Origin of the sequence: Streptomyces sp. NPDC015220 (genome assembly GCF_043079345.1) — a bacterium.
GTDB lineage: Bacteria > Actinomycetota > Actinomycetes > Streptomycetales > Streptomycetaceae > Streptomyces.
Genome location: NZ_JBIBUK010000006.1, coordinates 107577 through 131036 on the forward strand (window position 1 = coordinate 107577; position 23460 = coordinate 131036).

The 23460-nt window shown below is 69.6% G+C and carries 21 protein-coding genes; 12 read left to right on the plus strand and 9 right to left on the minus strand.

Annotation, left to right across the window (positions count from 1 at the left end; genetic code table 11):
• Nucleotides 1-358 precede the first annotated feature (358 nt).
• The 5 genes from ACF061_RS15760 to ACF061_RS15780 all read left to right on the plus strand — a co-directional run bounded on the left by ACF061_RS15760 (nucleotide 359) and on the right by ACF061_RS15780 (nucleotide 7349).
• Nucleotides 359-1243 (plus strand): glycosyltransferase family 2 protein, encoded by an 885-nt coding sequence (locus tag ACF061_RS15760; RefSeq protein WP_392267425.1) that lies wholly within the window; start codon nucleotides 359-361, stop codon nucleotides 1241-1243.
• Nucleotides 1244-1526: 283 nt separating this feature from the next.
• Complete coding sequence (locus ACF061_RS15765; protein ID WP_392267426.1) at nucleotides 1527-3077, plus strand: integrase; 1551 nt, start codon at nucleotides 1527-1529, stop codon at nucleotides 3075-3077.
• Nucleotides 3074-4807, plus strand: a complete 1734-nt coding sequence (locus ACF061_RS15770; RefSeq protein WP_392267427.1) for a hypothetical protein — start codon at nucleotides 3074-3076, stop codon at nucleotides 4805-4807. The genes ACF061_RS15765 and ACF061_RS15770 overlap by 4 nt, the downstream gene beginning before the upstream one ends.
• Nucleotides 4804-6945, plus strand: a complete 2142-nt coding sequence (locus ACF061_RS15775) for an integrase (RefSeq protein ID WP_392267428.1) — start codon at nucleotides 4804-4806, stop codon at nucleotides 6943-6945. Before ACF061_RS15770 ends, ACF061_RS15775 begins: the two co-directional genes overlap by 4 nt.
• Complete coding sequence (locus ACF061_RS15780; RefSeq protein ID WP_392267429.1) at nucleotides 6942-7349, plus strand: hypothetical protein; 408 nt, start codon at nucleotides 6942-6944, stop codon at nucleotides 7347-7349. Before ACF061_RS15775 ends, ACF061_RS15780 begins: the two co-directional genes overlap by 4 nt.
• A 168-nt stretch (nucleotides 7350-7517) precedes the next feature.
• Here ACF061_RS15780 and trxB read toward each other — a convergent pair whose 3' ends face one another.
• Nucleotides 7518-8492 (minus strand): thioredoxin-disulfide reductase, encoded by a 975-nt coding sequence (gene trxB / locus ACF061_RS15785; RefSeq protein WP_392267430.1) that lies wholly within the window; start codon nucleotides 8490-8492, stop codon nucleotides 7518-7520.
• Nucleotides 8489-8923: an arsenate reductase ArsC gene (locus ACF061_RS15790; RefSeq protein ID WP_392267623.1), complete on the minus strand. Its 435-nt coding sequence runs from the start codon at nucleotides 8921-8923 to the stop codon at nucleotides 8489-8491. Before ACF061_RS15790 ends, trxB begins: the two co-directional genes overlap by 4 nt.
• 90 nt (nucleotides 8924-9013) lie before the next feature.
• On the opposite strand from ACF061_RS15790, the gene ACF061_RS15795 reads away from it, so the two are divergent.
• The 3 genes from ACF061_RS15795 to ACF061_RS15805 are packed head-to-tail and all read left to right on the plus strand — an operon-like array spanning nucleotide 9014 to nucleotide 11492.
• Nucleotides 9014-9322, plus strand: coding sequence for an ArsR/SmtB family transcription factor (locus ACF061_RS15795; protein ID WP_392267431.1), 309 nt, complete (start codon nucleotides 9014-9016; stop codon nucleotides 9320-9322).
• Complete coding sequence (arsB, locus tag ACF061_RS15800) at nucleotides 9319-10437, plus strand: ACR3 family arsenite efflux transporter (protein WP_392267432.1); 1119 nt, start codon at nucleotides 9319-9321, stop codon at nucleotides 10435-10437. Before ACF061_RS15795 ends, arsB begins: the two co-directional genes overlap by 4 nt.
• Entirely contained in the window at nucleotides 10434-11492 is a 1059-nt protein-coding gene (locus tag ACF061_RS15805; RefSeq protein ID WP_392267433.1) for an ArsO family NAD(P)H-dependent flavin-containing monooxygenase, read from the plus strand. Before arsB ends, ACF061_RS15805 begins: the two co-directional genes overlap by 4 nt.
• 4 nt (nucleotides 11493-11496) lie before the next feature.
• Here ACF061_RS15805 and ACF061_RS15810 read toward each other — a convergent pair whose 3' ends face one another.
• The 3 genes from ACF061_RS15810 to ACF061_RS15820 are packed head-to-tail and all read right to left on the minus strand — an operon-like array spanning nucleotide 11497 to nucleotide 13507.
• Nucleotides 11497-12003: a GNAT family N-acetyltransferase gene (locus ACF061_RS15810; RefSeq protein WP_392267434.1), complete on the minus strand. Its 507-nt coding sequence runs from the start codon at nucleotides 12001-12003 to the stop codon at nucleotides 11497-11499.
• A gap of 25 nt (nucleotides 12004-12028) precedes the next feature.
• Nucleotides 12029-12403 (minus strand): helix-turn-helix transcriptional regulator, encoded by a 375-nt coding sequence (locus ACF061_RS15815; protein WP_085573763.1) that lies wholly within the window; start codon nucleotides 12401-12403, stop codon nucleotides 12029-12031.
• Nucleotides 12404-12445: 42 nt separating this feature from the next.
• On the minus strand, nucleotides 12446-13507 hold the full coding sequence (locus ACF061_RS15820; protein WP_392267435.1) for a flavin-containing monooxygenase: 1062 nt from the start codon (nucleotides 13505-13507) through the stop codon (nucleotides 12446-12448).
• A gap of 110 nt (nucleotides 13508-13617) precedes the next feature.
• Here ACF061_RS15820 and ACF061_RS15825 point away from each other — a divergent pair, with 110 nt between their 5' ends.
• The 4 genes from ACF061_RS15825 (at nucleotide 13618) to ACF061_RS15840 (ending at nucleotide 17113) form a co-directional block, all read left to right on the plus strand.
• Complete coding sequence (locus ACF061_RS15825) at nucleotides 13618-15024, plus strand: NAD(P)-binding domain-containing protein (protein WP_392267436.1); 1407 nt, start codon at nucleotides 13618-13620, stop codon at nucleotides 15022-15024.
• Entirely contained in the window at nucleotides 15021-16259 is a 1239-nt protein-coding gene (locus tag ACF061_RS15830) for an MFS transporter (RefSeq protein WP_392267437.1), read from the plus strand. The genes ACF061_RS15825 and ACF061_RS15830 overlap by 4 nt, the downstream gene beginning before the upstream one ends.
• 225 nt (nucleotides 16260-16484) lie before the next feature.
• A complete protein-coding gene (locus ACF061_RS15835) occupies nucleotides 16485-16634 on the plus strand; it encodes a hypothetical protein (protein ID WP_392267438.1) in 150 nt (49 codons plus the stop codon).
• A gap of 38 nt (nucleotides 16635-16672) precedes the next feature.
• A complete protein-coding gene (locus ACF061_RS15840) occupies nucleotides 16673-17113 on the plus strand; it encodes a GFA family protein (protein WP_392267439.1) in 441 nt (146 codons plus the stop codon).
• Between the two features lie 664 nt (nucleotides 17114-17777).
• On the opposite strand, the gene ACF061_RS15845 is transcribed toward ACF061_RS15840, so the two are convergent.
• The 4 genes from ACF061_RS15845 to ACF061_RS15860 form a co-directional block, all read right to left on the minus strand.
• The gene (locus ACF061_RS15845) at nucleotides 17778-18827 is read right to left on the minus strand and encodes a hypothetical protein (RefSeq protein ID WP_392267440.1); all 1050 of its coding nucleotides are present in this window, start codon (nucleotides 18825-18827) and stop codon (nucleotides 17778-17780) included.
• Nucleotides 18828-19025: 198 nt separating this feature from the next.
• Nucleotides 19026-19514 carry a hypothetical protein gene (locus ACF061_RS15850; protein WP_392267441.1) on the minus strand — a complete coding sequence of 163 codons (489 nt, stop codon included), beginning with the start codon at nucleotides 19512-19514 and terminating at the stop codon, nucleotides 19026-19028.
• The gene (locus ACF061_RS15855) at nucleotides 19511-21667 is read right to left on the minus strand and encodes a hypothetical protein (RefSeq protein ID WP_392267442.1); all 2157 of its coding nucleotides are present in this window, start codon (nucleotides 21665-21667) and stop codon (nucleotides 19511-19513) included. The genes ACF061_RS15850 and ACF061_RS15855 overlap by 4 nt, the downstream gene beginning before the upstream one ends.
• On the minus strand, nucleotides 21664-23421 hold the full coding sequence (locus ACF061_RS15860; RefSeq protein WP_392267443.1) for a hypothetical protein: 1758 nt from the start codon (nucleotides 23419-23421) through the stop codon (nucleotides 21664-21666). Before ACF061_RS15860 ends, ACF061_RS15855 begins: the two co-directional genes overlap by 4 nt.
• Nucleotides 23422-23460 lie beyond the last annotated feature (39 nt).

Sequence of the window (23460 nt, forward strand, 5' to 3'; positions counted from 1 at the left end):
CCTGCTGGACGGCGCCGACGACCCGGCCGACCGTGCGACGCTCCCCGGCCACGTCACGTGCAGCGCGGTGGTCATCGACCGTGAACAGCGCGTTCTGCACATCGGTCACGGGGGCACAGGGCTGCTCCTCAACCCGGGCGGCGCCCGCGACTGCAGCTCGGATCCGCAGCGAGTTCGCCCACATCCTCGACACGGTTGCCGGCCGGGCCGGGGAGCTCGTGGCGCTCGGCCAGCTCTTGCAGGCCTGCAGCAGAGGCGTCCACCCCGCACTCGCCCCACTCATCGCGCGCCGGGCCGAGCAGCTGACCGGCGCTCTCGTACCTGTTCCCTGACCGCCCCCTGCCCCTTGGAGGAGCACGTGCCCGATCCGCGTATCGATGTCGTCGTCCTGACGATGAACGATCGGCCGTCCGAGGAAGCCGCCGCCCAGGAGACCCTCTTGGCGCAGGCCGGGGTCGATGTGCGGGTGTGCGTGGTCGGCAACGGATGCGAGCCCCAGATCGTGCCGCCCGGAGCCCTCACCGTCCACCTACCGAACAACATCGGGATCCCCGGCGGACGCAACGCCGGCGCCGACGCCCTCGGCCGGGAACCCGGCCCCGCCGAGTGGCTGTTCTTCCTCGACAACGACGCTTCCCTCCCCCGCACGGACGTCCTCGCCCGGCTCATCGCCGAAGCCCGGCAGCACCCCCGAGCCGCGTACGTACAGCCGAGACTGGCCGGCCCGGACGATATGACCACGCCGCGCCGCTGGGTCCCTCGGTTGCGCGCGAACCGTCCGGAGCGTCCTGGCACGATCACCACGATGACCGAGGGAGTCGTCCTCGTCCGCCGAGAGGCATTCGACTCGGTCGGCGGGTGGCCGGCCGAGTTCTTCCTCTATCACGAGGGCCTCCATCTGGCGTGGCGATGCTGGGCAGCCGGATGGACCGGCTGGTACGCCGCCGGGATCCGGATGCACCACCCGCTCACCTCCCCCACCCGGCACGCGCTGTTCCACCGGCTCGCCGCCCGCAACCGGATCTGGGTCGCCTACCGCAACCTCCCTGCTGCGCTCATTCCGCTCTATCTCAGCGCGTGGGCCGCGATCACTCTCGCCCGGGCCGTACGCACCGGCGGGCTGGGTCAGACGCTGCGCGGCATGCGCGAGGGCTGGACGAGCCGCCGCTGTCAGGAGCGGCGCCCGATGAGCTGGCGCACCGTCTGCCGCCTGACCAAGGCCGGCAGGCCTCCCGTAATCTGAGCTGTGAACCGACCGCCGTCCAAATTCGAAGACGAAGTCGAACGAGGAGCCCATGTCCACTGCGCCTCGCCCACCCGGCCACGACCACCCCACCTGCTCGAGCGAGCGCTCCGGCCGTGACGACGAAGCGCTACTCGCCGGCACGGCTGAACCGGCGGCCCAGGTGCGGACTGGCGGCTGCGAGTGCGGCGACAGGAGGTACGAAGTAACCGGTGAACCGGACGATCCGCATTTGTGTTTCCCTGATGATTGAGTGAGTTCAAGGGACTCACAGGGGTGGCAGATGGACGAGTGGTGGCTGGTGTTCGTGCCGGATCCGGAGCGGTGGGGGCCGCTGCCGGAGGAGGGGGTGCTGGGGGTTCGCGACTTGCCGGCAGAGGTGGCCGCGGTGGGGCTTCAGTCGGGCGATCCGGTTTTTGTACGGCCTGATTTCGTGGTCGATCCCGAGCTACTGGAATTCGTTCTCTCCTCAGAATTCCACCCTCTGGAGCGGGAAACTCGACGGAATTACGCGCTGGACATCAGGCTGTTGCTGACTTGGTTGTGGCGACGAGGGATCCCGTGGCGGCAGGCGACCGAGAGCGACTTGCGCGCGTACCGGGAATTTCGGTGCGACTCGCCACTCAACCCAAGCCGAATCAGCGGGACGAAGTGGGATCGGGAAGCGTCGGCTTTCACACGGCTCTATCGGTGGGCGAAGGTCACGCCGCGGCCGGTGGATAGCCAGCGCCGGGCGGACCGCGCCGCGGACGCCCGCAGCTCCCGGGTGTCGTGGCTGACACCGCGCACCTGGGGTCTCTGGCAGGATGTTGGGCTTCGCGGCCTCGGTCCCGACGGGACACCGGTGCCGGGCTGGGACGGACGGACCGAGCTTCGGAACACCTCGTTCGTCGGGTTCACACTCAGTTCGGGACTGCGGCGGCAGGAATCTGGCGCCATCTTGACGTTCGAAGTGCCGTCCCGCCCGCTGCGCTCGGGCCGCTACTGCCACGGGCAGATGGCCCGAGCGCTGTCCCGGTCGAAGCGAGACCGGACCTTCTACGCATCGGTCGATTCATTGCGCCAGGTCAGCGCCTACGCGGAGTCGGAGCGGGCCTGGGCGGTCGAGCGGGCCCAGGCCCAGGGACGCTACGAGAAGTTGCCGCAGATGCGGCTGATCACGAAGGTCACGATGGGCCGCACCTCGACGGTCCACTGGGTCGACCGTGACGGCGTCCAAGGCCGCCATGACTTGAACCTGCTCGACTGGCGCGAGCGGCAGTGGCTGTTCGTCGAGGGACCCCAGGGTCCAGAGCCGGCGTGGCTGTGGCTGACCGAGCAAGGGTTGCCCAGGCTGCCAGACCGCTGGAACACCGTGTTCCGGCAAGCCAACCAACGCTGCGAACAGGCTCTGCTGACCCCGGAAGAACGAGAGACGCCCCGGCTGCTCCGGGTCGCGGAGATCCGCGGGAAGGTCCCATACGCGACACCCCACTCCATGCGGCACTCGATGGCGCTCTACATGTTGATCCTGCTCAACGAGTTGATGGACAAGAAGTACGGGCTGACCGCCGCGGACAGGCGCGACTTCGCCCAGCTCTACGGTGACCCGTGGTGGCTGGTCAAGACCTTGTTGGGGCACAAGGATGTTGAGACAACGAAGGAGCACTACCTCCGCCCGGTCATGCATCTGCAGCTGGAGTCGATCCTCGCCTTCGACACTGACGACGAGCACGGTGAGACGGACGAGACGAAGGATCTGAACGGTCTGTTCGCTCGGCTGGCTCGGGAGACCTCCGGGATCCAGGACGTCGAGCGGCTGGTCGAGGCCCGGCCCGTCGCGGCGGCATCGTGAGCGGGCGGGGCCGCCGGGCGGTCCTGCCACCGCCGGACTTCCAGGCAACCCAGCGAATAGCCGCCGACGGACTGCAGGTCACCGTGGTCAACAAGGAGGGCTTCGAGCGGGTCTTCGACTTCGCCGAGCTCTCCGTACCGCAGCCGATGCGGTCCTCCCTCGCGCGAGCGTTCGCCGCGCAGTCCATGGGATGGAACAGCCACTCAAGCGGCGAATCGTACTGGCGGTCCATCGAGGTCTTCGCCCGGTTCCTCAAAGCCCAGGGGCACCCGGCTGAGGATCTCGGCGACCTCACGTCGGCCACGCTCCGGCTCTGGCGCAACAACCACAAGGACAGTCCCGGCGGGCGCGAGGCCCTCGCGAAGATGCGTACGCTTCTCAAGCGGGAGCCGCGGCTGGCGCATGGCCTGGCCGCCGAGGAACTGGCCCGCCCGGTTCCGAAGAAGGGCAAGCCTTCCAAGCAGTCCTACCGGCCGTCGGAGCGCGGCCAGGTGCTGCTGGCCGCCGAGCGGCAGTTCCGGGCCGCGCTGCTGCGGATCCGGGAGAACACCACGCTGCTGGACCGCTACCGGGCAGGCTCGTTGGACCCGACCAGCCGTGAGTGGAGGGTCGCGTCCGTCCTCGAGTGCTTGGCCGCCACGGGCGAACTGCCCGGGTACCCGGACAAGGAGGGGAGGGTCTACACCCGGGCCGAAGGGCTGCTGCGCGGAAAGAACGGCGGGAAGACGACGGGTCGGCTGTTCCTGAGCCGGGCGGAGCTGACGGCCCTCGCCGTGATGATGACGGACGGCTACGGCTGGAACCTGTCAGTCTACGACCGTCTGCATGTGCCCGTGATCACCCCGTCCGCAGGAGAGAAGACCACGGTCACCTACGAGGTCCTGGTGGAGAAGCGCCGCTCCGGCGAGGGACGGTGGTTCGCTACGGAGAACTACACCGACTCCGGCGCGGACTCGCCAGGCCGGCTCATCACCCAGGCCCTGGAAGCCACGAAACATGGGCGGACCCTGGCCGCCGCCCTGTCACCGAGCCACGACCTGCTGATGGTCGCTCGCAACCGGCGCCGTACGGACGTGGACTCCAATCTGGACCGACCCCGGAACGTCGGCCCGCTGTGCTTCGGGGTGTCCAAGGCCGATGCGCGAGTCTGGGCGAGATCCCACAACATCGGCTCACCCTTCCAACGCGCCCGCAGGACCACTGTCATCACGACGGGAAAGCCGCTGCAGCACAAGCCCGGCACCCACGAGAGCATCTACGTCCTGCCCGACGAGAACGTCCAGGAAGCCGCCGTGGACGTCATCGCGGCGGGCGCCGAGGAGGCCCTCGAACAGGCCCGCGACTACACCTTCCACGGGCGTCTGACGGACACGGCCGACGAGACCCACCAGGAGACCGCGACGGCGGACTGCGCAGATGAGGACAACAGCCCCTGGCCGGACCCCAACGGCGGGTGCGGCGCCGACTTCTTGCTCTGCCTGTCCTGCGAGAACTCCCGGGTCCACACCGGCCACCACCCGCGCCTCGCGCTTCTGCGCCGGCAGCTGATCTCGCTTCGCTCCGCCTGGCCCGAGAAACTCTGGCGCGAACGCTGGGACGAACACCTCCAGCGACTCGATGACCTGCGGTCAAAGGTCAACGAGAGCACCTGGGATGCCGCATTGGGCCGGGTAACCGACCGCGACCGAATGATCATCGATCACCTGCTCGAGGGAGACCTGGCCCCGTGACGACCGCACTGTCTATCGAGGCCGATCCTTACATCCTGCCGCTGCCGGAACCAGACAGCCCGGTCGTCATGGAACGGTGGATCAGCGCCGGCAACACCCACCCCAACTCCGTCTACAGCGACGACATCTGGTCGCTGGGCCCGCTGACCGACAACCCCGGGGACAGCATCTACAAGATCAATCTGAGAAAGTGCCCGGCCACCTTGCGGAACGAGGTCCGTCGTGTCCTCTGGGTCCTGATCAACGGCGAGCTGCGCCCCACCTACATACGGGAACGCGGCTTTCAGAACCGGACTCGCGACGGCGTGACCAGCATGCGCGACAACATCATCCAGTGGATGAAGTTCGTACGCTGGCTCGACCGACAAGGCGTGTCCCAGCTCAGCGCCTGCACCACGGAGCACTGGAAGGCGTACGCCGCCAAGTACGCCAGCGGCTGTACGCGCGGTCATGCCCTGACAATTCTGCGCTGGCTCTCGGACCTGTGGGCCTTCGACCAGCTCTCGGCCAGCCCCTGCGGCATTACGCGTCCTCCCTGGGAGGACGAGGGCATCGACGACTATCTACCCGCCGAGACGGGAGAGGCAGGCGGGGAAAACAAGACCGAGCCGCTGGATCCGACCGTGATCGGCCCTCTGCTGACCTGGTCGATCCGTCTGGTCGAGGACTTCTCCGGCGACATCCTGGCTGCCTGGGACGAACGCCGTCGCATGCACGCACAGGTGAAAGCCGCCAAGACCACCCGCGAGGGCCTGGCAGCTCTCAAGAGCTATCTGCTGCCTCTGATCAACTCCGGTGCACCGCTGCCCGCCACCGTGAGCCGGCTGCACGGCGTCACACTGTCCCACCACTACGTCGCCGCGGTCACCGGGTGCAGCCGGACCCAAGTCCAGACCATCGTCGCCCGGCGCGGACTCTACCGACTCGCGGCTCAGCGGCCTGGCCCCAGCCCGATGCAGGTACCGGTTACGGGCCGGATCGAGGGAAGGCCATGGCGCGAGTTCATGGACTACGAGGAGACGCCGATCCTGGTACGGCACCTGGCTACGGCAGCCGCAATCGTGATCTTGTATCTGACCGGGATGCGCTCCCAGGAGGCACGGTCGCTGCGATCCGGCTGCTGCCCCGACCCGCAACCGAATCCCGACGGCTCCATGCCGCGGCATCTGATCCGCTCCCACCACTACAAGAACGTCCGTGACTCCGACGGCCACCATGTCTCCGCCGGCGAGGAGCGGGCAGTCCCCTGGGTCGCGATCACTCCGGTCGTCAACGCCATCCGCGTCCTGGAACGCATCGTCCCCAAGGGCGAGCTCTTGTTCAGCTCCACCCACCACGACATCGTCTCCCAGCGAAGGCACCATGGTGCGCTGAAGCGGGCCACGCTGGATCGCCGCGTCGAGAACCTCGTGTCGTGGATCAACCAGGAGGCCACCGCCCAGGGCCTGCCCGCCCAGATGGTGCCCGAGGACCCGCACGGCAACCTGGGACTGAGCCGTCTGCGCAGAACCCTGGCCTGGCACATCGCCCGCCGGCCCGGCGGCCTGGTCGCGCTTGCCATCCAGTACGGACACATGCGCACCGCCCTGGATGCCCGCACATCAAGCGGCTACGGCAGCCGCGAGCGCCGAGGCTTCCACGGAGAACTCGACGTCGAGACCGCCCTCGCCGCAGCGACCACCGCTGCACGTCTGCGCGACGCCACGGCGGCCGGCGAGAAGATCTCCGGCCCGGCAGCGCGCCGGGCAATTGTCGGAGCGGCCTCGATCCCCAGCTTCGAAGGCGCCCTGACCACCCCGAAGGCCGCCGCCAAGTTCCTCGCGCGCGATGGCCTCGTCCTCTTCGACAACCCGGACTCGTTCCTCATCTGCGCCTTCAAGCGCGACACCGCTCTGTGCGATCCGGATCCCGGGGCGACGGCACCCAACCAGTTCGCCTGCCAGCTCGGCTGCGGCAACGCGATCCGCACCGACAGCCACGCACAGGCAGCACGGGAGCACGCTGATCGGCTCGATGCGAAGGCAGCCCTCGTGCCCCAGCCCCTGGCCGACCGGTTTCGCCGAACAGCAGGCCGCTTCCGTGCACTCGCCGACGCCCACGACTCCACCGCCCAGTCCGCCGAGGAAGCCATCACATGAACCAGCAGCACGAGGACGAACGCTCCCGCATCCGCGCAGCCATGGGCCGCCTCCTGGCCGGCCAGCCCACCAGCTCGAACGGCAGCCTCACGGCGGTCGCGCTCGCCGCAGAGGCCGGTGTTCACCGCATGGCTCTGCAAAAGCGCCACGCCGACCTCAAGGAGGAGTTCTACGCGCGGGTGCGTACGGAAACGCACCAGACGCCGGAAGTCGAAAAGCGGCTTCGCAAAGAGGTCGTCCGCCTGAAGGAAGCTCTCAAGGACTCCCGCGCTGCCGAAGCAGCCTCCCGGCATCGAGCGGAGCAGATGGCCCTCGCGGCAGCCGTCCTCATCCTCCGGCAACCCGACAGCCAGGACCAACCTGCCCCCGACAACGTCATTCCGCTCCGCCCCTCCAGCGATTAAAGAGAGCGGGCCGTCACGCGGCGACGCCGAGCTACTCGCGGGGGGATGAACTCGCGGACGTAGTCCTTGGCCTGGCTCGACTGGACGCGGGCGAGGATGTCGACGGACCAGTTGCCGAGCTCGAGGGGCCGCCCGGAGCTTCCGGGCGGCCCCGCCTGGGAGTGTTGCTCAGGCCGGGACGGCAGCGGTTGCCGGCTCAGTTTCGGTGGTGCTGCGGGCGGCGAGGTAGCGCTCGGCGTCCAGCGCTGCAGCCGCACCGGTGCCGGCGGCGGTGATGGCCTGGCGGTAGGTGTGGTCGACGACGTCGCCGGCGGCGAACACCCCGGGCAGGCTGGTACGCGTCGTCGGGGCGGCGACAGTGATGTAGCCCTCACTGTCCAGCTCGAGCTGGCCGGTGAACAGCTCGGTGCGCGGATCGTGGCCGATGGCGATGAACAGGCCCGTCACGTCCAGGTCGCGGGTGGCGCCGGTGAAGACGTCGCGCAGGACGATGCCGCCGAGCATGCCGTTCGTCTCCTTGATCTCGGCGATCTCGCTGTCGAAGGCGAAGGAGATCTTGTCGTCGGCGAAGGCCCGGTCCTGCATGACCTTCGAGGCGCGCAGGGTGGAGCGGCGGTGGACAACGGTGACCGAGCGGGCGAAGCGGGTCAGGAAGGTGGCCTCTTCCATGGCTGTGTCGCCGCCGCCGACTACGACAATGTCGCGGTCACGGAAGAAGAAGCCGTCGCAGGTCGCGCACCAGGACACCCCGCGGCCGGACAGCTCGTCCTCGCCTAGCAGGCCGAGCTTGCGGTAGCCGGAACCGGTCGCGATGATCACCGTCTTCGCGCGGTGAACGGTGCCCGCAGAGTCGGTCAGGAGCTTGATGCCGCCGGTGAGGTCCACCTCGACGATGTCGTCGTCGACCATCTCGGCGCCGAACTTCTCGGCCTGGGCCCGCATGTTCTCCATCAGCACGGGGCCGTCGACGCCTTCGGGGAAGCCGGGGAAGTTCTCGACCTCGGTGGTGGTCGTGAGCGAGCCGCCGACGAAGATGCTGCTGCCGAACAACAGGGGCCTCAGCTGAGCGCGGGCGGTGTAGAGGGCAGCGGTGTATCCGGCGGGACCGGAGCCGATGATGACGACCTCGTGTATCTCGCTCACGCCGTCGCCTCCGGCTTCGCCGGGGCGATCTCGGCGATCAGGCCCTCCACCAGAGTCTTGATCTCGTCGCGGATCGGGCGGACCGCCTCGACGCCCTGGCCGGCCGGGTCGTCCAGCTTCCAGTCCAGGTAGCGCTTGCCGGGGAAGACGGGGCAGGTGTCGCCGCAGCCCATCGTGATGCACACGTCGGACTCCTTCACCGCGTCCACGGTGAGGATCTTCGGGACCTCGGCGGAGATGTCGATGCCGACCTCGGCCATCGCGGCGACGGCGGCCGGGTTGACCTGCTCGCCGGGGTTGGAGCCGGCGGAGCGGACCTCGACGCGGTCGCCGGCCAGGTGGGTCAGCCAGGCGGCGGCCATCTGGGAGCGGCCGGCGTTGTGGACGCAGACGAACAGGACGGACGGCTTCGTGCCGGGGCTCTCGGGCATGAGGGGCTCTCTCGTCTCGCGGCGGCTGTAGCCACCCATGACATCAGCATCCGCTGGTATCAGCGAACGGTGATGTGAGAGTATCAGTGCATGCTGACTTCAGTCGATCCTGATGTGATCCGGGTGCTGGGCGATCCGCTCCGCCTCCAGATCGTGACTCTCCTGGCACGCGAGACGCTGTGCACCACGCACCTGGTCGAGGAGACCGGAGCCAAGCAGACCAACCTGTCCAACCACATGAAGGTGCTGCGCGAGGCCGGGATCGTGGAGACCGAGCCGTGCGGCCGGTTCACCTACTACAAGCTCAAGCCCGAAATCCTGGCCGGGCTTTCCGAGCAGTTCGCCGCGCTGGCCGCCTCCGCCCGCACCGCCTCCGAGAACAAGAGGGCCTGCCCGTGACCCCCACCGAGCCTGCCACTGCCCCAGCGCAGGGCGCCGGCCCGACCGGCGACGACTCGATCGTCAAGAAGCTATCCACCCTCGACCGATACCTCGCGGTGTGGATTCTCGCCGCAATGGCCGCCGGTCTGGGCCTGGGCCGGCTCATTCCGGGGCTGAACGACGCCCTGGCAAAGGTGGAGATCGGCGGGATCTCCCTGCCGATCGCGCTCGGCCTGCTGATCATGATGTATCCGGTGCTGGCGAAGGTCCGCTACGACCGGCTCGACGCCGTCACCGGCGACCGGAAACTGATGGCCTCCTCGCTGGTCATCAACTGGATCGTCGGCCCGGCGGTGATGTTCGCGCTCGCGTGGATCTTCCTGCCGGACCTGCCCGAGTACCGCACCGGCTTGATCATCGTCGGTCTGGCCCGCTGCATCGCCATGGTGATCATCTGGAACGACCTGGCCTGCGGCGACCGCGAGGCCGCCGCCGTACTGGTCGCCCTGAACTCGGTCTTCCAGGTCCTCGCGTTCGGCCTGCTGGGCTGGTTCTACCTCGACCTGCTGCCCGGCTGGCTCGGCCTCGGCGACGGCGAGCACCTAGACATCTCCATGTGGAAGATCGCGCTCAACGTCGTCATCTTCCTCGGCATCCCGCTGCTGGCCGGCTTCCTCACCCGCCGCCTGGGCGAGAAGAAGCTCGGCCGCACCGACTACGAGCAGCGGTTCCTGCCGAAGATCGGCCCGTGGGCGCTGTATGGGCTGCTGTTCACGATCGTCATCCTCTTCGCCCTCCAGGGGAAGACCATCACGTCGCAGCCGCTGGACGTCGCCCGGATCGCGCTGCCGCTGCTGGTGTACTTCGCGGTGATGTTCTTCGGCACCTTCCTCCTGGGCAAGGGCCTGGGTCTGGCCTACGACCGCACCGCGACCCTCGCCTTCACCGCGGCGGGCAACAACTTCGAGCTGGCCATCGCGGTCGCCATCGCCACCTTCGGCGTCACCTCCGGGCAGGCCCTGTCCGGCGTCGTCGGCCCGCTCATCGAAGTTCCGGTGCTGATCGGCCTGGTCTACGTCGCGCTCGCCTGGCGACGGAAGTTCGCCCCGGGCGCGGTGACGACGGCCCCGTGACCCAGCAGACGGATGTGGTGGTGGTCGGCGGCGGCCAGGCAGGGCTCGCCGCCGGCTACCACCTGCGCCGCCAGGGTCTGGACTTCGTGATCCTGGACGCGGAGGCGGCGCCGGGTGGGTCGTGGCAGCACATGTGGGACTCGCTGCACCTGTTCTCCCCGGCGGAGCACTCCTCGCTGCCCGGGCGCCTCATGCCCGCCCAGGCGGGCGAGACGTACCCGGGCGCGGGGCACGTGGTGGACTACCTCGTTGACTACGAGAAGCGCTACGACCTGCCCGTCCAGCACGGCACTCGCGTGGACGCCGTACGCCGCGACGCGGACCGGCTCCTGGTCGAAGCGGACTCCGGCATCTGGCGGGCCCATGCGGTCATCAGCGCCACCGGCAGCTGGTCGCGGCCGTTCCTGCCCGCCGTCCCTGGCCGATCGGTCTTCACCGGGCGGCAGCTGCACACGGTGAACTACCGCTGTCCGGCCGACTTCGCCGGGCAGCGCGTCATCGTGGTCGGCGGCGGGAACTCCGGCGCGCAGATCGCCGCCGACCTCGCCCTGGACGGCCACGTCGAGGTGACGTGGGTGACCCAGCGCCCGCCGCGGTTCCTCCCCGACGACATCGATGGCCGGGCCCTGTTCGATGTCGCTACCGCCCGGCGCCGCGCCCTGGACGCCGGCCGCATCGACACCGGCGGGGTGGCTTCGCTCGGTGACATCGTGGCCGTGTCGCCCGTCCGCACCGCCCGCGATGCCGGACTCCTGACTGCGAAGCCGATGTTCGCGCAGCTCACGGCAACCGGTGTCCGGTGGGCCGACGGCAGCCAGAGCGATGCGGACGCGGTGATCTGGTGCACCGGCTTCCGTCCGGCCCTGTCCCACCTTGCCCCGCTGAACCTGCGTGGCCCGCGCGGGCACATCCCCACCGACGGCACGCGCGCCCTCGGTGAGCCGCGGCTGCATCTGCTCGGCTATGGCGACTGGACCGGCCCGGCCTCGGCCACCCTCATTGGCGTCGGCCGCACCGCCCGCGACGCCGTCCGCGCGATCGCCCAGCTGTCGTGACTGGTCAGGTGATGGCGGGGCTGCGGCGCTCGACGAGGACAACGTCGCGCCAGACGCCGTGATGGCGCCCGATCCGCTCCCGCGTGCCGATGACACGGAAGCCGGCCCGCTGGTGAACAGCGAGGCTGGCGGAGTTCTCGGGGAAGATCCCCGACTGGATCGTCCAGATCCCCGCCCGTTCCGTGGAATCCACCAGAGCCTTCAGCAGGGCGGAGGCGACGCCGCGGCCGCGAGCGGCCGGGTGGACGTAGACGGAGTGCTCGACCACCCCCGCGTACGCGCACCGGTCGGAGACCCGGCTCGCGGCCACCCAGCCCAGCACCGCCCCGCTCTCGTCGAGCGCGGCGAAGCGGTGTTCGGGCAGCTTCGCCGCATCGAACGCCTCCCAGGCCGGAGCGACGGTCTCGAAGGTGGCGTTCCCCTCGTCGATCCCCGCCTGGTAGATAGCCAGCACCTGCCCCGCGTGTTCCGGTGCCAGCGGCACGATCACCGCGCTCGCAGATCCACTCACCACGACATCCCCCTCCCCGTCCCGGTCAGGCCGCGGCCGGCAGGGCCAGCAGCTTGCCCATCGCCGCCAGCACGGACGGCTCGACCCGGTAGTAGACCCAGGTGCCGCGCCGCTCGGAGGTGAGCAGCCCGGCCTCCTTCAGCTTCTTCAGGTGATGGGACACCGTAGGCTGGGAGACGCCGACGTCGGAGATGTCGCACACGCACGCCTCGCCACCCTCGTGGGAGGCCACGGCCGAGAAGAGGCGCAGGCGGACCGGGTCGCCGAGCGCCTTGAACATCCGCGCGGCGGTCTCGGCCTCCTCGGCGGTCATCGGCCGCTCGGTCAGCGGCGGGCAGCACGGCGCCACGCCCTGACCGTCGGCGGGCTCGAGCAGCGGCAACACCTTCGCATTCGACATGCGTCTATGTTGACACATGTCGAACCAGTGCGGGGAGGTCCGTCACCGGCCTGCGAGGTGGGCGGCCAGGCGCCGGGCGATGCGCTCCGCGTCCCGGCCAACGCCGCGCAGCGAGTTCGACGACAGGCTGCGCTGCCATTCCAGCCCGACGAACGCCAGCCCCCGCACCCCGGTGGCGATCCCTTCGTGGTGCCGGGGGTTCCCGTCGGCGTCGAGAGCGCCGTCGAGGCCGGCGAGGTAGGGCAGGTCGGGACGGTAGCCGGTGGCAAGCACAATCGCGTCCACCTCCTCCCGGTGCCCGTCCGGCCAGACGAGCTTGGCCCCGTCGGCGCCGGTGAAAAGCGCCCGCCGGTCGGGCCGTCCGGTGGCCAGGGCGGCCCGGTAGCGGCCGTCGTCGAGGACCGGCTGCGCCGGGGGGCGCGCAAGGAACCGGCTGAGCGGCGCGGTGTCCAGGCCGGTGCGGGCCGTCCAGAAGTGCAGGTCGCGGCCGAGGATGCGCTGGGCTGCGAACTTCACCGGGGCGCGGGTGGCGAGCGTGGCCCGTGCGGTCTTGGCGAGCTCGGCGGCGATCTGCACCGCGGAGTTCCCGGCCCCGACGACGACCACCCGGCGACCGGCGAAGGGGGCCGGACCGCGGTAGTCGGCTGCGTGCAGCACCTGCCCGGTGAACTCCTGAAGGCCAGGCAGTGCGGGCCGATGCGGGCGCCCGAACGTCCCGGAGGCCGCCACGACGGCCCGCGCGGACAGCCGGCCGCCGCCCTCCAGCTCCACCGCGAAGACGTCGCCGGTGCGGCGGACCGCGGTGACGCGGCAGCCGGTGCGGATCTCGGCGTCCAGGCGGCCGGCGTAGGCGGTGAGGTAGGCGACGACCTCGTCACGGTGCGGGTAACGGTCACGGTCGGCGCCGGGGAACGGCATCCCGGGCAGGGAACTGTACCGGGCGGGCGAGAACAGCGTGAGGCTGTCGTAGTAGTGCGGCCACGACCCGGCCGCACGGCCGGACGCCTCCAGCACCACCGGCCGCAGCCCGCGCCGCAGCAGCGCATGGGCGGTGGCGAGGCCGGACTGGCCGCCGCCGATCACGGCGACGTCGATGTGCTCCATCAGCCAATCCCCCTTAGTTCGATGAATGTCTATGTTGACGCTCATCAATACAGGTGCCATGCTGGGCCGCGCAAGCCATCGACAGATGTCGAACCACGCAAGGAGTCGCCGTGAACCCGCCCGCCGCCACCGAGCTGCCCGTCGTCGTGATCGGGGCCGGCCCCGCCGGTCTGGCCGCCGCCGCCCACCTCATCGACCAGGGCATCGAGCCCCTGGTCCTGGAAGCCGGGCCCACCGCCGGCGCCGCGGTGCGCGAGTGGAGCCATGTGCGCCTGTTCTCCACCTGGGGCGAGGTCGTCGACCCCGCCGCCGAGAAGCTCCTGGCCCCCACCGGCTGGACGAGGCCGGACCCGGCCACCTACCCCTCCGGCGGCGACTGGGCCGAGTTGTACCTGCAGCCGCTCGCCGACGTTCTCGGCGACCGTGTCCGCACCGGCGCGCGCGTCACCGGCGCCTCCCGCACCGGCCGGGACCGGATCGTGGACGCCGACCGCGAGGCCCAGCCGTTCGTCGTGCACGTCGCCCACACCGACGGCCGTGAGGAGCGCCTCTTCGCCCGCGCCGTCATCGACGCCTCCGGCACCTGGGCCACGCCCTCCCCGGCCGGTGGCAGCGGACTGCCCGCGCTCGGCGAGAAGACCGCTGCGGACCGGATCACCTACCGCGTCCCGGACCTGAAGGACCCCGCTGTCCGGGCCCGGTACGCGGGCAAGCGCACCGCCGTCATCGGCTCGGGCGCCTCCGCGTTCACCGCGCTCGCCTACCTCGCCGACCTCGCCAAGTCCGACGACGGGACCGGTACGAAGGGGGTGTGGATCCTGCGCCGGGGCATCTCGGGCTCCACCTTCGGCGGCGGCAGCGCCGACCAGCTCCCCGCCCGCGGCGCCCTGGGCCTGGCGGCCAAGGCCGCTGTCGACGAGGGCCACGCCGACGCGGTCACCGGCTTCCGTACCGAGGCGATCGAGCGGGCAGACGACGGCCGCCTGGTCCTGGTCGGCGAGGACGGCCGCCGCCTGGACCCGGTCGACGAGGTCATCGTGCTGACCGGCTTCCGCCCCGACCTGTCCTTCCTCGACGAGCTGCGCCTCAGGCTGGACGAGCGTCTCCAGGCCCCGGTCGAGCTCGCTCCGCTGATCGACCCCAACCAGCACTCCTGCGGCACCGTCTACCCCCACGGCCACCGCGAGCTCTCCCACCCCGAACAGGGCATCTACCTGGTCGGCATGAAGTCCTACGGCCGCGCCCCGACCTTCCTCGCCATGACCGGCTACGAGCAGGTCCGCTCCGTCGCCGCCGCCATCGCCGGCGACCTCGACGCCGCCGACCGCGTCGAACTGACCCTGCCCGAGACTGGAGTCTGCGGCGGCGCCGGCCTCTTCGACGCCCCCGAATCCGACCAGAGCGGCGGCTGCTGCGCCCCGGCGCCCCAGCTCGTCCAGCTCGGCGTCCCCGCTGCGGTGGCCGTCGGCGTCACGGCGGCCGAGGAGGCTCCGGCGGGCGGCTGCTGCGGTTCGTGACCCACCTCAACACCTCAGCCCGCGGGGCCGCGACCGGATCGGGGGACCGGTCGCGGCCCCGCGCCGCCCTGCCCGCCCTCTGCCTGACCCAGATCACCAGCTGGGGCATCGTCTACTACGCGTTCCCCGTCCTGAATGCCGAGATCACGCACGCGACCGGCTGGCCGGCGGGAGCGACCACCGCCGCCTTCTCCCTCGCCCTCGTCCTCTCCGCCCTCGCTGGAATCCGCGTCGGCCGGATCCTGGACCGGCACGGCCCGCGTGCCGTCATGACCACCGGTTCCCTCCTCGGCACCGTCAGCCTGCTGCTCGTGGCCGCCGCCCCCAACCTGCCCGTTTTCTTCGCCGGTTGGGCCCTCGCCGGACTCGCGATGGCGACCACCTTCTACCAGCCCGCCTTCGCCGCCCTCACCCGCTGGTGGGCCCCCGATCACATTCGCGCGCTCACCATCGTCACCCTCGCCGGCGGACTCGCATCTACCGTCTTCGCACCCCTGACCGCCCTGCTCGCCGAGCACCTCTCCTGGCGGCACACCTACCTGGTCCTCGCCGGACTGCTCGCCGTCCTGACCATCCCCACGCACGCCCTGGCCCTGCGCGCACCCTGGCCACCCGCCCCACCCAACCATGCAGACGGCACCACACCCGTCGCCAGAAGCCGCTCCTTCTGGCTCCTCGCCGCAGCATTCACCCTGTCGGCGTTCGCGATGTACGCCGTTGTCGTCGCCCTCGTCCCGCTGCTGCTCGAACGGGGCTACTCAACCGCCCAGGCCGCCTGGGTCCTCGGCCTTGGCGGCGCCGGACAAACGCTGGGCCGCACCCTGTACGCCGCCCTCGCCCGACGTACGACCGCGACCAGGCGAACCACGGTCCTCATCACCCTGGGCGGCATCACCACCATCGCCTTCGCCGTGACGCCAGGCCCTTACGTCCTGCTGATCGCCGTATCGGTCGCAGCCGGCATGGTCCGCGGCAACCTCACCCTGCTCCAGGCCACGGCCGTAACCGACCGCTGGGGCCACACCCACTACGGCCGTCTCTCCGGTCTCCTCGCGGCCCCGGCTACCACCGCCGCCGCACTCGCACCCTTCGTCGGCGCCGCACTCGCGCCCCTCCTCGGCGGCTATCCCCACCTCTTCGGGTTGCTGGCCACCACATCACTCCTCGCCGCGCTCATCGCCACTTGCTCGGACCCCGCCGGTGTGCGCAGAGGACGAGGTCTATCGCCGAGCTGACGGAGGGCCACCGCCCCTGCAGACCCGCTCCCGGATCGCTCTCCACCGCGATCCACCGAGCGGGTCCTCCTTTCCACCACTCCGGGAATCCGCGAACCCGCGTGCTTCGTATGTGTTCGCAGCCAAGATCGGGAGGCACGAGGTCGGCCACCGCAGTGGCGAGTGGCGCTTCGTCGGGTTCGGCACACCACCTGGCGGTTCAGACAGGCACTGTGCCCTGGTGCGATGCCCGATGGGCCGTGCGAGCCCTGGGACGCCCCTGAGCGCGGGTTCGTCGCCCCGGCCCGTGACGGCTCCGCGATCGGCGCACACGGCTGCGGCCACGCCAGAGCCGCCAACAGCGTCCTGGCGATCACGGAAGCGATGGCACACTGATGGGCTCAACTTGCCCACTCCGCCTGGGAGATCACCTGATGAACGCCACCCCCGCCGCCGGCATCCAGGGAGCCGCAGAAGCCGAGGTACGCACCGGCGGCTGCCTGTGCGGCCGCATCCGCTTCACCGCCCAGGGCCCGGCAGTCTTCCCCCACACCTGTGAATGTGATCATTGCCAGAAACTCGGCGGCACTCCCGTGATGTGGTGGGTGGGCTTCAAGACGATCACCTGGACCGGCGAGGGTGGCGAACCAACCTGGTACGAGACCTTCCCCGGTGAGGCGAAGCGCGGCTTCTGCCCGACCTGCGGCAGCCGCGTCGCAGCGATCGACAGCGACATCCCGGAGATCGGCATCAACGTCACCGCCCTCGACGACACCAGCGGCGAAGACCTCGTCCCGATCCACGCGTCCTTCCACGACAACGCCGTGCACTGGCTGCCCTCGGCGGCACAGACAGAGCCCAGCGCGACCGGCTGACACCGCGGCAGTCCAGGAACGCTCAAGGTACTTGAGAAATGCGTGGGGCTACTTCCTCGACGAATTTGAGCTGCCGTCCCACCGAGGGACGAAAGCGGAAGTGAGAGCCAGGGCTTTGAGTATTCAGGCGGTGTCGGATTCGAGGAATCGGGGTGCGCCAAGCATCGGGGTACCGGTGACGAATTGCGAGCCGCCCCCGCGGAAGGGGCACATCAACTTCATCGAAGCGGCCTCAACGTACCTGGAAACACGGCAGAATTGGCCATACAGGAACTGTTCATCCCGTCCATCGGCTGGCCGTCCCGCTCCTTCGGCAGCCGCCACTGCGCGCCACCACGAAGAGGGGGACACAAGACGTGAACACAAGCACTTGACAGGGAATTGTGCTCGTGCCGGCACGAGACGCGTATCTCCGGCGGGCCCGCTGTCCTGTGGGTCGGTTTCCGCAGGGAGCGTCTGAGGTGGGTGGGGCCGGGCGGCGAGCCGACGTGGTACGCGAGTTGGCCGACCCTGCGCCGCGGGTTCTGCCCGCATTGCGTTATGCAAGCGGAACGCGTGTCCAGAGATGTGGTGTCTCACGGATGGCGCGGTACGAACGCGTGGTGCCGGGCAGACAGCTGCCAGGGTAAGAAGCTCGCGTTCGTACAGGCCGACTCCACCGCCATCAGTAATTTGGCGCCCACGGGTCGTCGTACCCGGCCGGGTCGGGCTGTTCGGGATGGAGCATCTCTCGGATGCAGTGTTGCAGCCCCGTCTCGCCGGAACTGCTGGCAGCGGCCATCCAGGGCAGGGCTTCCATAGCGTGGGCGCGCTCGTCGGAGGCGAGGTCGTCGATGACGGCGTATAGATCGTCAGGGGTGGGTTCGTCCGTGAGGCAGAGCCAGCCGATCACGGCGGTCAGTCGGACCTCAGGTACCTGTGTCCGGTCCCGCCACAGCTCTTGCATCCACGCGGTGGTCGGTGGGTGGGGCTGGTTTCGGGTGGCTTCGGCGGTGGCGAGGACCATGGCGGCACGGACGATCGGGTCTTGTTCGGCGCCGAGCCGGGTGCGGAAGGCAGCGCGGACCACGCGGTCGGAGTCGGCGGCGGTCGCCAGCACGTAGGCGGCGCGAATGCGAGTTGCGGGGCTGGGGTCGTTGAGGAGGGGCAGCAGGAGGGCGGTGTCGGCGGTGATCGCGGCCCGGGCGGCGGCGACCGACCAGCCTGCCGGGTAGCCGGTCACCTCGACGCCGTAATCGTCGTAGAGGGTGTCGTCCCGGGTGTCGGTGCGGTGGAGCAGAAGTTCGTTGCGGCAGGCGACGCCGAAGTGGCGGGCGCGGGCAGGGAAGGAGACTTCGGCGAGCGCATCGGCACGGTGGGGGTGGCGGGTGTCGGCGGCTATCCGGATCAGGAACGGTACGGCGAGCACGGTCGCGGCCCGCATGTCGTTGGCGCACATGCCGCTCACAACGCCCGCTCCGGGGCGATTGAGAGAGTCGCCGGTGTGCAGCAGGTGAACGGCATCTCTGACGTGATCCCCCTGCGGGAAGTTCTCCCAGGGGACTTCGTCGAGCAGGAATCCGTCCGCGGCCTCGGGCCGAATAGCGGCCGCCACCGCCCGCACGTCGAACGGGCCGCCCACGAACGAGGACAGTTCCGCCCCATCCACCAACGCCCGGCACATTGCGAACATCGGATCGGTCTGCCACTCGCCCACGTCATACCCCCGTCTCATCGCCGATTCTAGTAGGGGCCGATCATGTTCGAGCGGGCCGGACTCGGTGCCGAAGCGGTGCGATTGCGCCGCGAGGCGGGCACGAGGCTGGCCATTTCCGAGGCGGGACGCGGGGACGGGTGATCATCAGGCCCGCCTGTTCGAGGCCGGACGCTGAATGACAAGCGAAGCGGGGGCAGCCACTGGTGGGCGCGACAGTCAGGGAGCTGATGGCTTCCGCAGCGGCCGGACACTGCCACCGGTCGCTTGGGCAATCTGACCTCGAAGGGCGACCGCGTCGACCTCCAGCTCGGCATTACGCAAGGCCAGGACCTGGATCTGGTTCGCGTAGACGGTGACGGTGGCCTTCAGGTCACGGACCTCCTCGGCCTTCTGTAGGCGAAACTCGCGCAGTTCCTTCCGCAGCCGGGTCACCTCGGCCTTGAGCTCGTCAACCTCGGGACGCTTGGCGTCGGGGGCGGTCAGGATTTCCTTGACGGCGCTGGCGACAGGCGAGCGGTAGTAGGACGCCCGGGAGACCCCCGCCTCGGCGGCAATGTTGACCACGTTTACAGAGCCGTCGGTGATCTCTGGGCGGCCATCCAGCAGCTGCTCGAAGGCCCGCATGATGGCGCGGTCCTTGTCGGACAGCTCATGCTCGCGAGAGAGCCGGGCGAAGACGGTCTGGGTGGTGCGGGGACCGGTCACAGGGGGCTGCCTTCCTCGGCGTGCAACTCGGCGATCATGGCATCGAGGGTGGTTTCGAACTCTCGGATGGCGGCTTCCTGCAGCACTGGGACGCCTCGGATGTCCTTGAACTCCTCGTGAGCCAGGTCGCGGGTGAGCCGCATCCGCGGAATGTGGACTGCCGACCGGCGGGAGTTCGGGCAGCTCAAGCACATGTTCAGCATCGGCAGCGGCTGCCTGACGTTCTTGGCCCGCTTGCCACACACGGCGGTCTCCGCGTGGTGGAAGCAGTCGTTGAGCGCGCCTGGGTGGAGGGTGCGGGTCAGGTGCCGCAGCATCGTCCGCAAGCGCTCTGGGCTTGCGACGGCCCCTGGCAGGTCGCCGAGCTCGGCCCGGATCCGGTCGAACTCGGCCTCGACCCGTTTGACGGCGCCGCTGGCTGACCGGCCGCCCTCGTTCCAGTCGTGGTAGAGATCCTCGACGTAGTCCAAGAGGGCGACGGCCTTGTCGGCGGCGACCTCGTCGGCGAAGCCGGAGGCTGATGTTCCGGCGTATCCCTCGAAGATCGCGTGGCTGGCGTGCTTGTACTGCCGGGTTCCCGCGACGACCCCGAACGGCTGGTTGGCGATGTGCCAGGCGAGCGTGCGGCGGAACTGTCGTGTATCGAAGGCCCAGGCCAGTGGGTCCTCGTTCTGTTCTTCGTCGCTCTCATCACTGTTGGCGGGCTCTGATTCGGTGTTCAGACCCAGATCCTCCGCGGCCAGGGCGGGGATGTAGGACTCCTCTGGGGTGCTGAACAGAGCGTTCAGGTGATCGCGGAAGTTCTTGAGTCGTCGCGGCATGTTGGACAACAGGACGTAGTCCGAGGGCAGTCGGTATCCGAAGAGGTGGGTGGGGTCGTCGTTGATGAGCTTCAGGACCTCGACGGCCTCGTGGACGATGTCCAAGACCACCCAGTCGGCTTCATCGCCGGACATCTTGCGGTTCTTGTAGACGCGCCCGCGGATCTTGTATCGGGTTCGCCCGTCGGCGCCGATCTCCTTGATCGCGCAGTCTCGTCCCAGCTCACGCACCTCCATGTCGCGCATGCCGGAGAGGTAGGCGATGACGATCCAGCAGGCGACGCGCAGGTGCACGGTCTCCGCGTTCACTGAGGTGGGACTGAACTCGGCTCGCCAGGGCCGGCCCGTGGCCGGCCACGGCGTCCGCGGCGTGGGAAGGCCGCCTTGTTCCCAGCCCAACTCGTTCCCGGCCTCCGTGAGGAGGTGCCGCAGGTGGTGGAGGTGTCGGGTGCCGGTCAAGTGCCTGATCATGGCCAGGTTCGGGGCTTGGACTACTCCGTCGATCACTGTCGCGCCGGGCACGGTGTGAACACGCTCCAGGGGGAGGGCGGGCAGGCCGCGGCCCTCGGCCCTCCGATGGGCGATGAATCGCTCGATCTTCGCGCGGGTGGGGCTGCCATCTCGGCCGAACGGTGCCGGCACCGGCTCGGCCTTCGTCGTCTCCGCCATGCGGGCAAGGTCGTCGCGGGCAGCCAGGATGTCACCGCTGGCGTACCGCACGTAGAACACAGCCGCGGCCAGGAAGGGCCGCATGATTTCTTCGGGGATGCGGGGCGTGCTGTTCTCGTGGTGGTTAGCGAGGCCGGAGATCTGCCTGGCGGTGCGGTAGGGCCAGGGCCTGAGGGTAAGGCGGTCGTAGGACAGGAAGGGGCCGAACTCGGCCAGCCGCTTGAGCGTGGTGACCTGGTCCTCGACCATGTTGGGGCCCGAGCGTCGCATGAGCGGGAGCAGTGCCTCCAGGTGCTCGCGGCGTACGTCCTGCAGCCGCTCGATCCCCACCGTGCGCAGGTTGGCCCAGACGCGTCTGAGAGTGTGGATCTCCTGGGGGAGAGTGGTGGGCTTGACGGGCCAACGCTGGTTGCCGGGTGTTTCCCGGAGAACCGCGAATGCGTACTGCTGTGCGGTGCGCCGCTGCAGGCCCTCGTCGAAGACGAGGAAGTTCACCCGGCCGCGCCGCGTGGTCCGTGGCAGAAAGGGCCGCAGATCCCACACGTCGTCACCGAGCCGGGGCCCTCGGTTCGCCTTGCCCTTCGTGTACTTCTTCGGCAGGACGAAGTCATCCGGGGCCGGGCCGGGCTGAACCGGGAGCGAGGTCTCGAACGTGAGGGTCACCGGATCGTCTCCAAGAAGGAGGTGGGCAGGGCGAGCCGTGGGCCGCTGGCCTCGGCGATCGCGCGGGCGGTGGTGATCTGGCGGGTGCTGAAGCGGTTCAGGACCCCGGTGGTGATGCGCTCGTGGGCCAGGCCGAACCGGGCCTGCCACTCAGGGACCGAGAACTCCTCGCGCTGGCGCTCGAGAGTGTCCAGCACCGACAGCACGGCCGGCAGGTGGCGGCTGGTGAACACCGCGTTCGGGCACTCCAGGCACACCCACGGCGGGACGGGGCACGCAGCCCCCTTCTTCGCCGCGTACGGTGAGGCGAAGAAGTCTCTGCAGGACGACAGCCACACGTCCGTCGCGCCGGACAACGTGTCCTGCACGACTTGGGGCGGCAGTTCTTCCTCGCCGTCGTCCAGCCGGCTGCCGTCCTCGTCCAGCACAACCGGCGGCGGCAACGCGACGGCCAGGGCCTCAGCGAGCCCCGCCTCCACGGCCTGGTCGTGGATCTCGTCGTGGGCGGCGATGTCCGCGTAGTGCCTGGCCGCGACTTTGGGCGTGTGCCCGCTGACGAAGTCGGGCAGGATCCCTCCCGCGCGAAGGTACTGCCGGGATTTGAACGTCTTACGAACCCGACGAAGGTCCAGCGAGACGCTCCCGCCGTCGTGGTCCTTCATTGCATCGATCTTGTGCGCTGCCAAGAACGCCCGCCGCGGAAACGTGTCCACCGCGACGGTGCGGGTGAATCTGGGGGCCAGTTCCCCCGTGGTTCCAGAGGGAGCCACCCACAGTTCCTCGGCTCCGATCATGTCCCGCGCCCGCTGGGTCAGCCGCAGAGCGAGACGGATGACACCGCCCGGGCTGCGGAGCGTGCCGCCGTCACGCGCCCGCAGCGACTTGTTCTGAGCGCCTCGTGAACGGCGCTTGAGGTAGCTCACGGTGACGTAGCCGCGAGCTGGGCTGACCAGGCAGTCGGCGCGCAGTTCCCTGATGGCCTCAGGCTCCAGGCCGGTCTGGCAGGCCAGGAGGGCCTGGAAGCGGACCATGTCCCCAGGGGTGAGGAACAGGCGTGAGTTCAGGGCCTTCATGCCGCCGTGGTCCCTGACACCGCAGATGGCGAGGTGGGCTGGGGTGAGCGGGCCGCGGTTCGCCAGGTACCAGCAGATGTTCTCCAGCCGGTCCCATCCGTGCCCCTCGGGGTCGTGGCCGCTCTCAGCGAGCCGCTCGCCTTCCAGAATTCGGTCCCGGATCGTGCCGAGATCCGACAGAGCCGCAGCCTCCGCCTCGAACACCGGGAACGGGTAGGCGTTCAGCGGCCGGGCCGCGACGCTCTCCTCCGATGTGTGCTTGGCGTTGATCCGATGGGCGAACTCCAGCTCGACCTGGCCCGGATGGGATTCATCGACTCTGCGAAGCATCCGGAGCAGCAGCAACACCTCCGCTTTGGGCCCCTTGCTGCCAGCGGCGTACCGCCGCGTCAGGGCCTCCTCGAAGGCGTCGATCAGGCCCGGTTCCAGGTCGTCCAGCGCCAGCTCTCCATGCCCCTCCAGGGCGGCCGCGGTGAAGCGGACGAAGTCGCGGACCGTCTGCACGGCTTGCTGTAGCCGGGTTCGCTGTCTCACCCCGCCCCGGCTGCCGAGTTCCTCGATCAGGGCACTCGCCAGGGGGCGGACCAGTCGAGGTTGGCCAAGATCGGACAGGTCCACCACCTCTTCCGTGCCCAGCACCAGCACCGGCACGGAGAACACCAGCGGCCCGACGCTTGGCACCGGCTCCGCAGGCGGCGGGGTGGCGGTCGCCGCGAACCG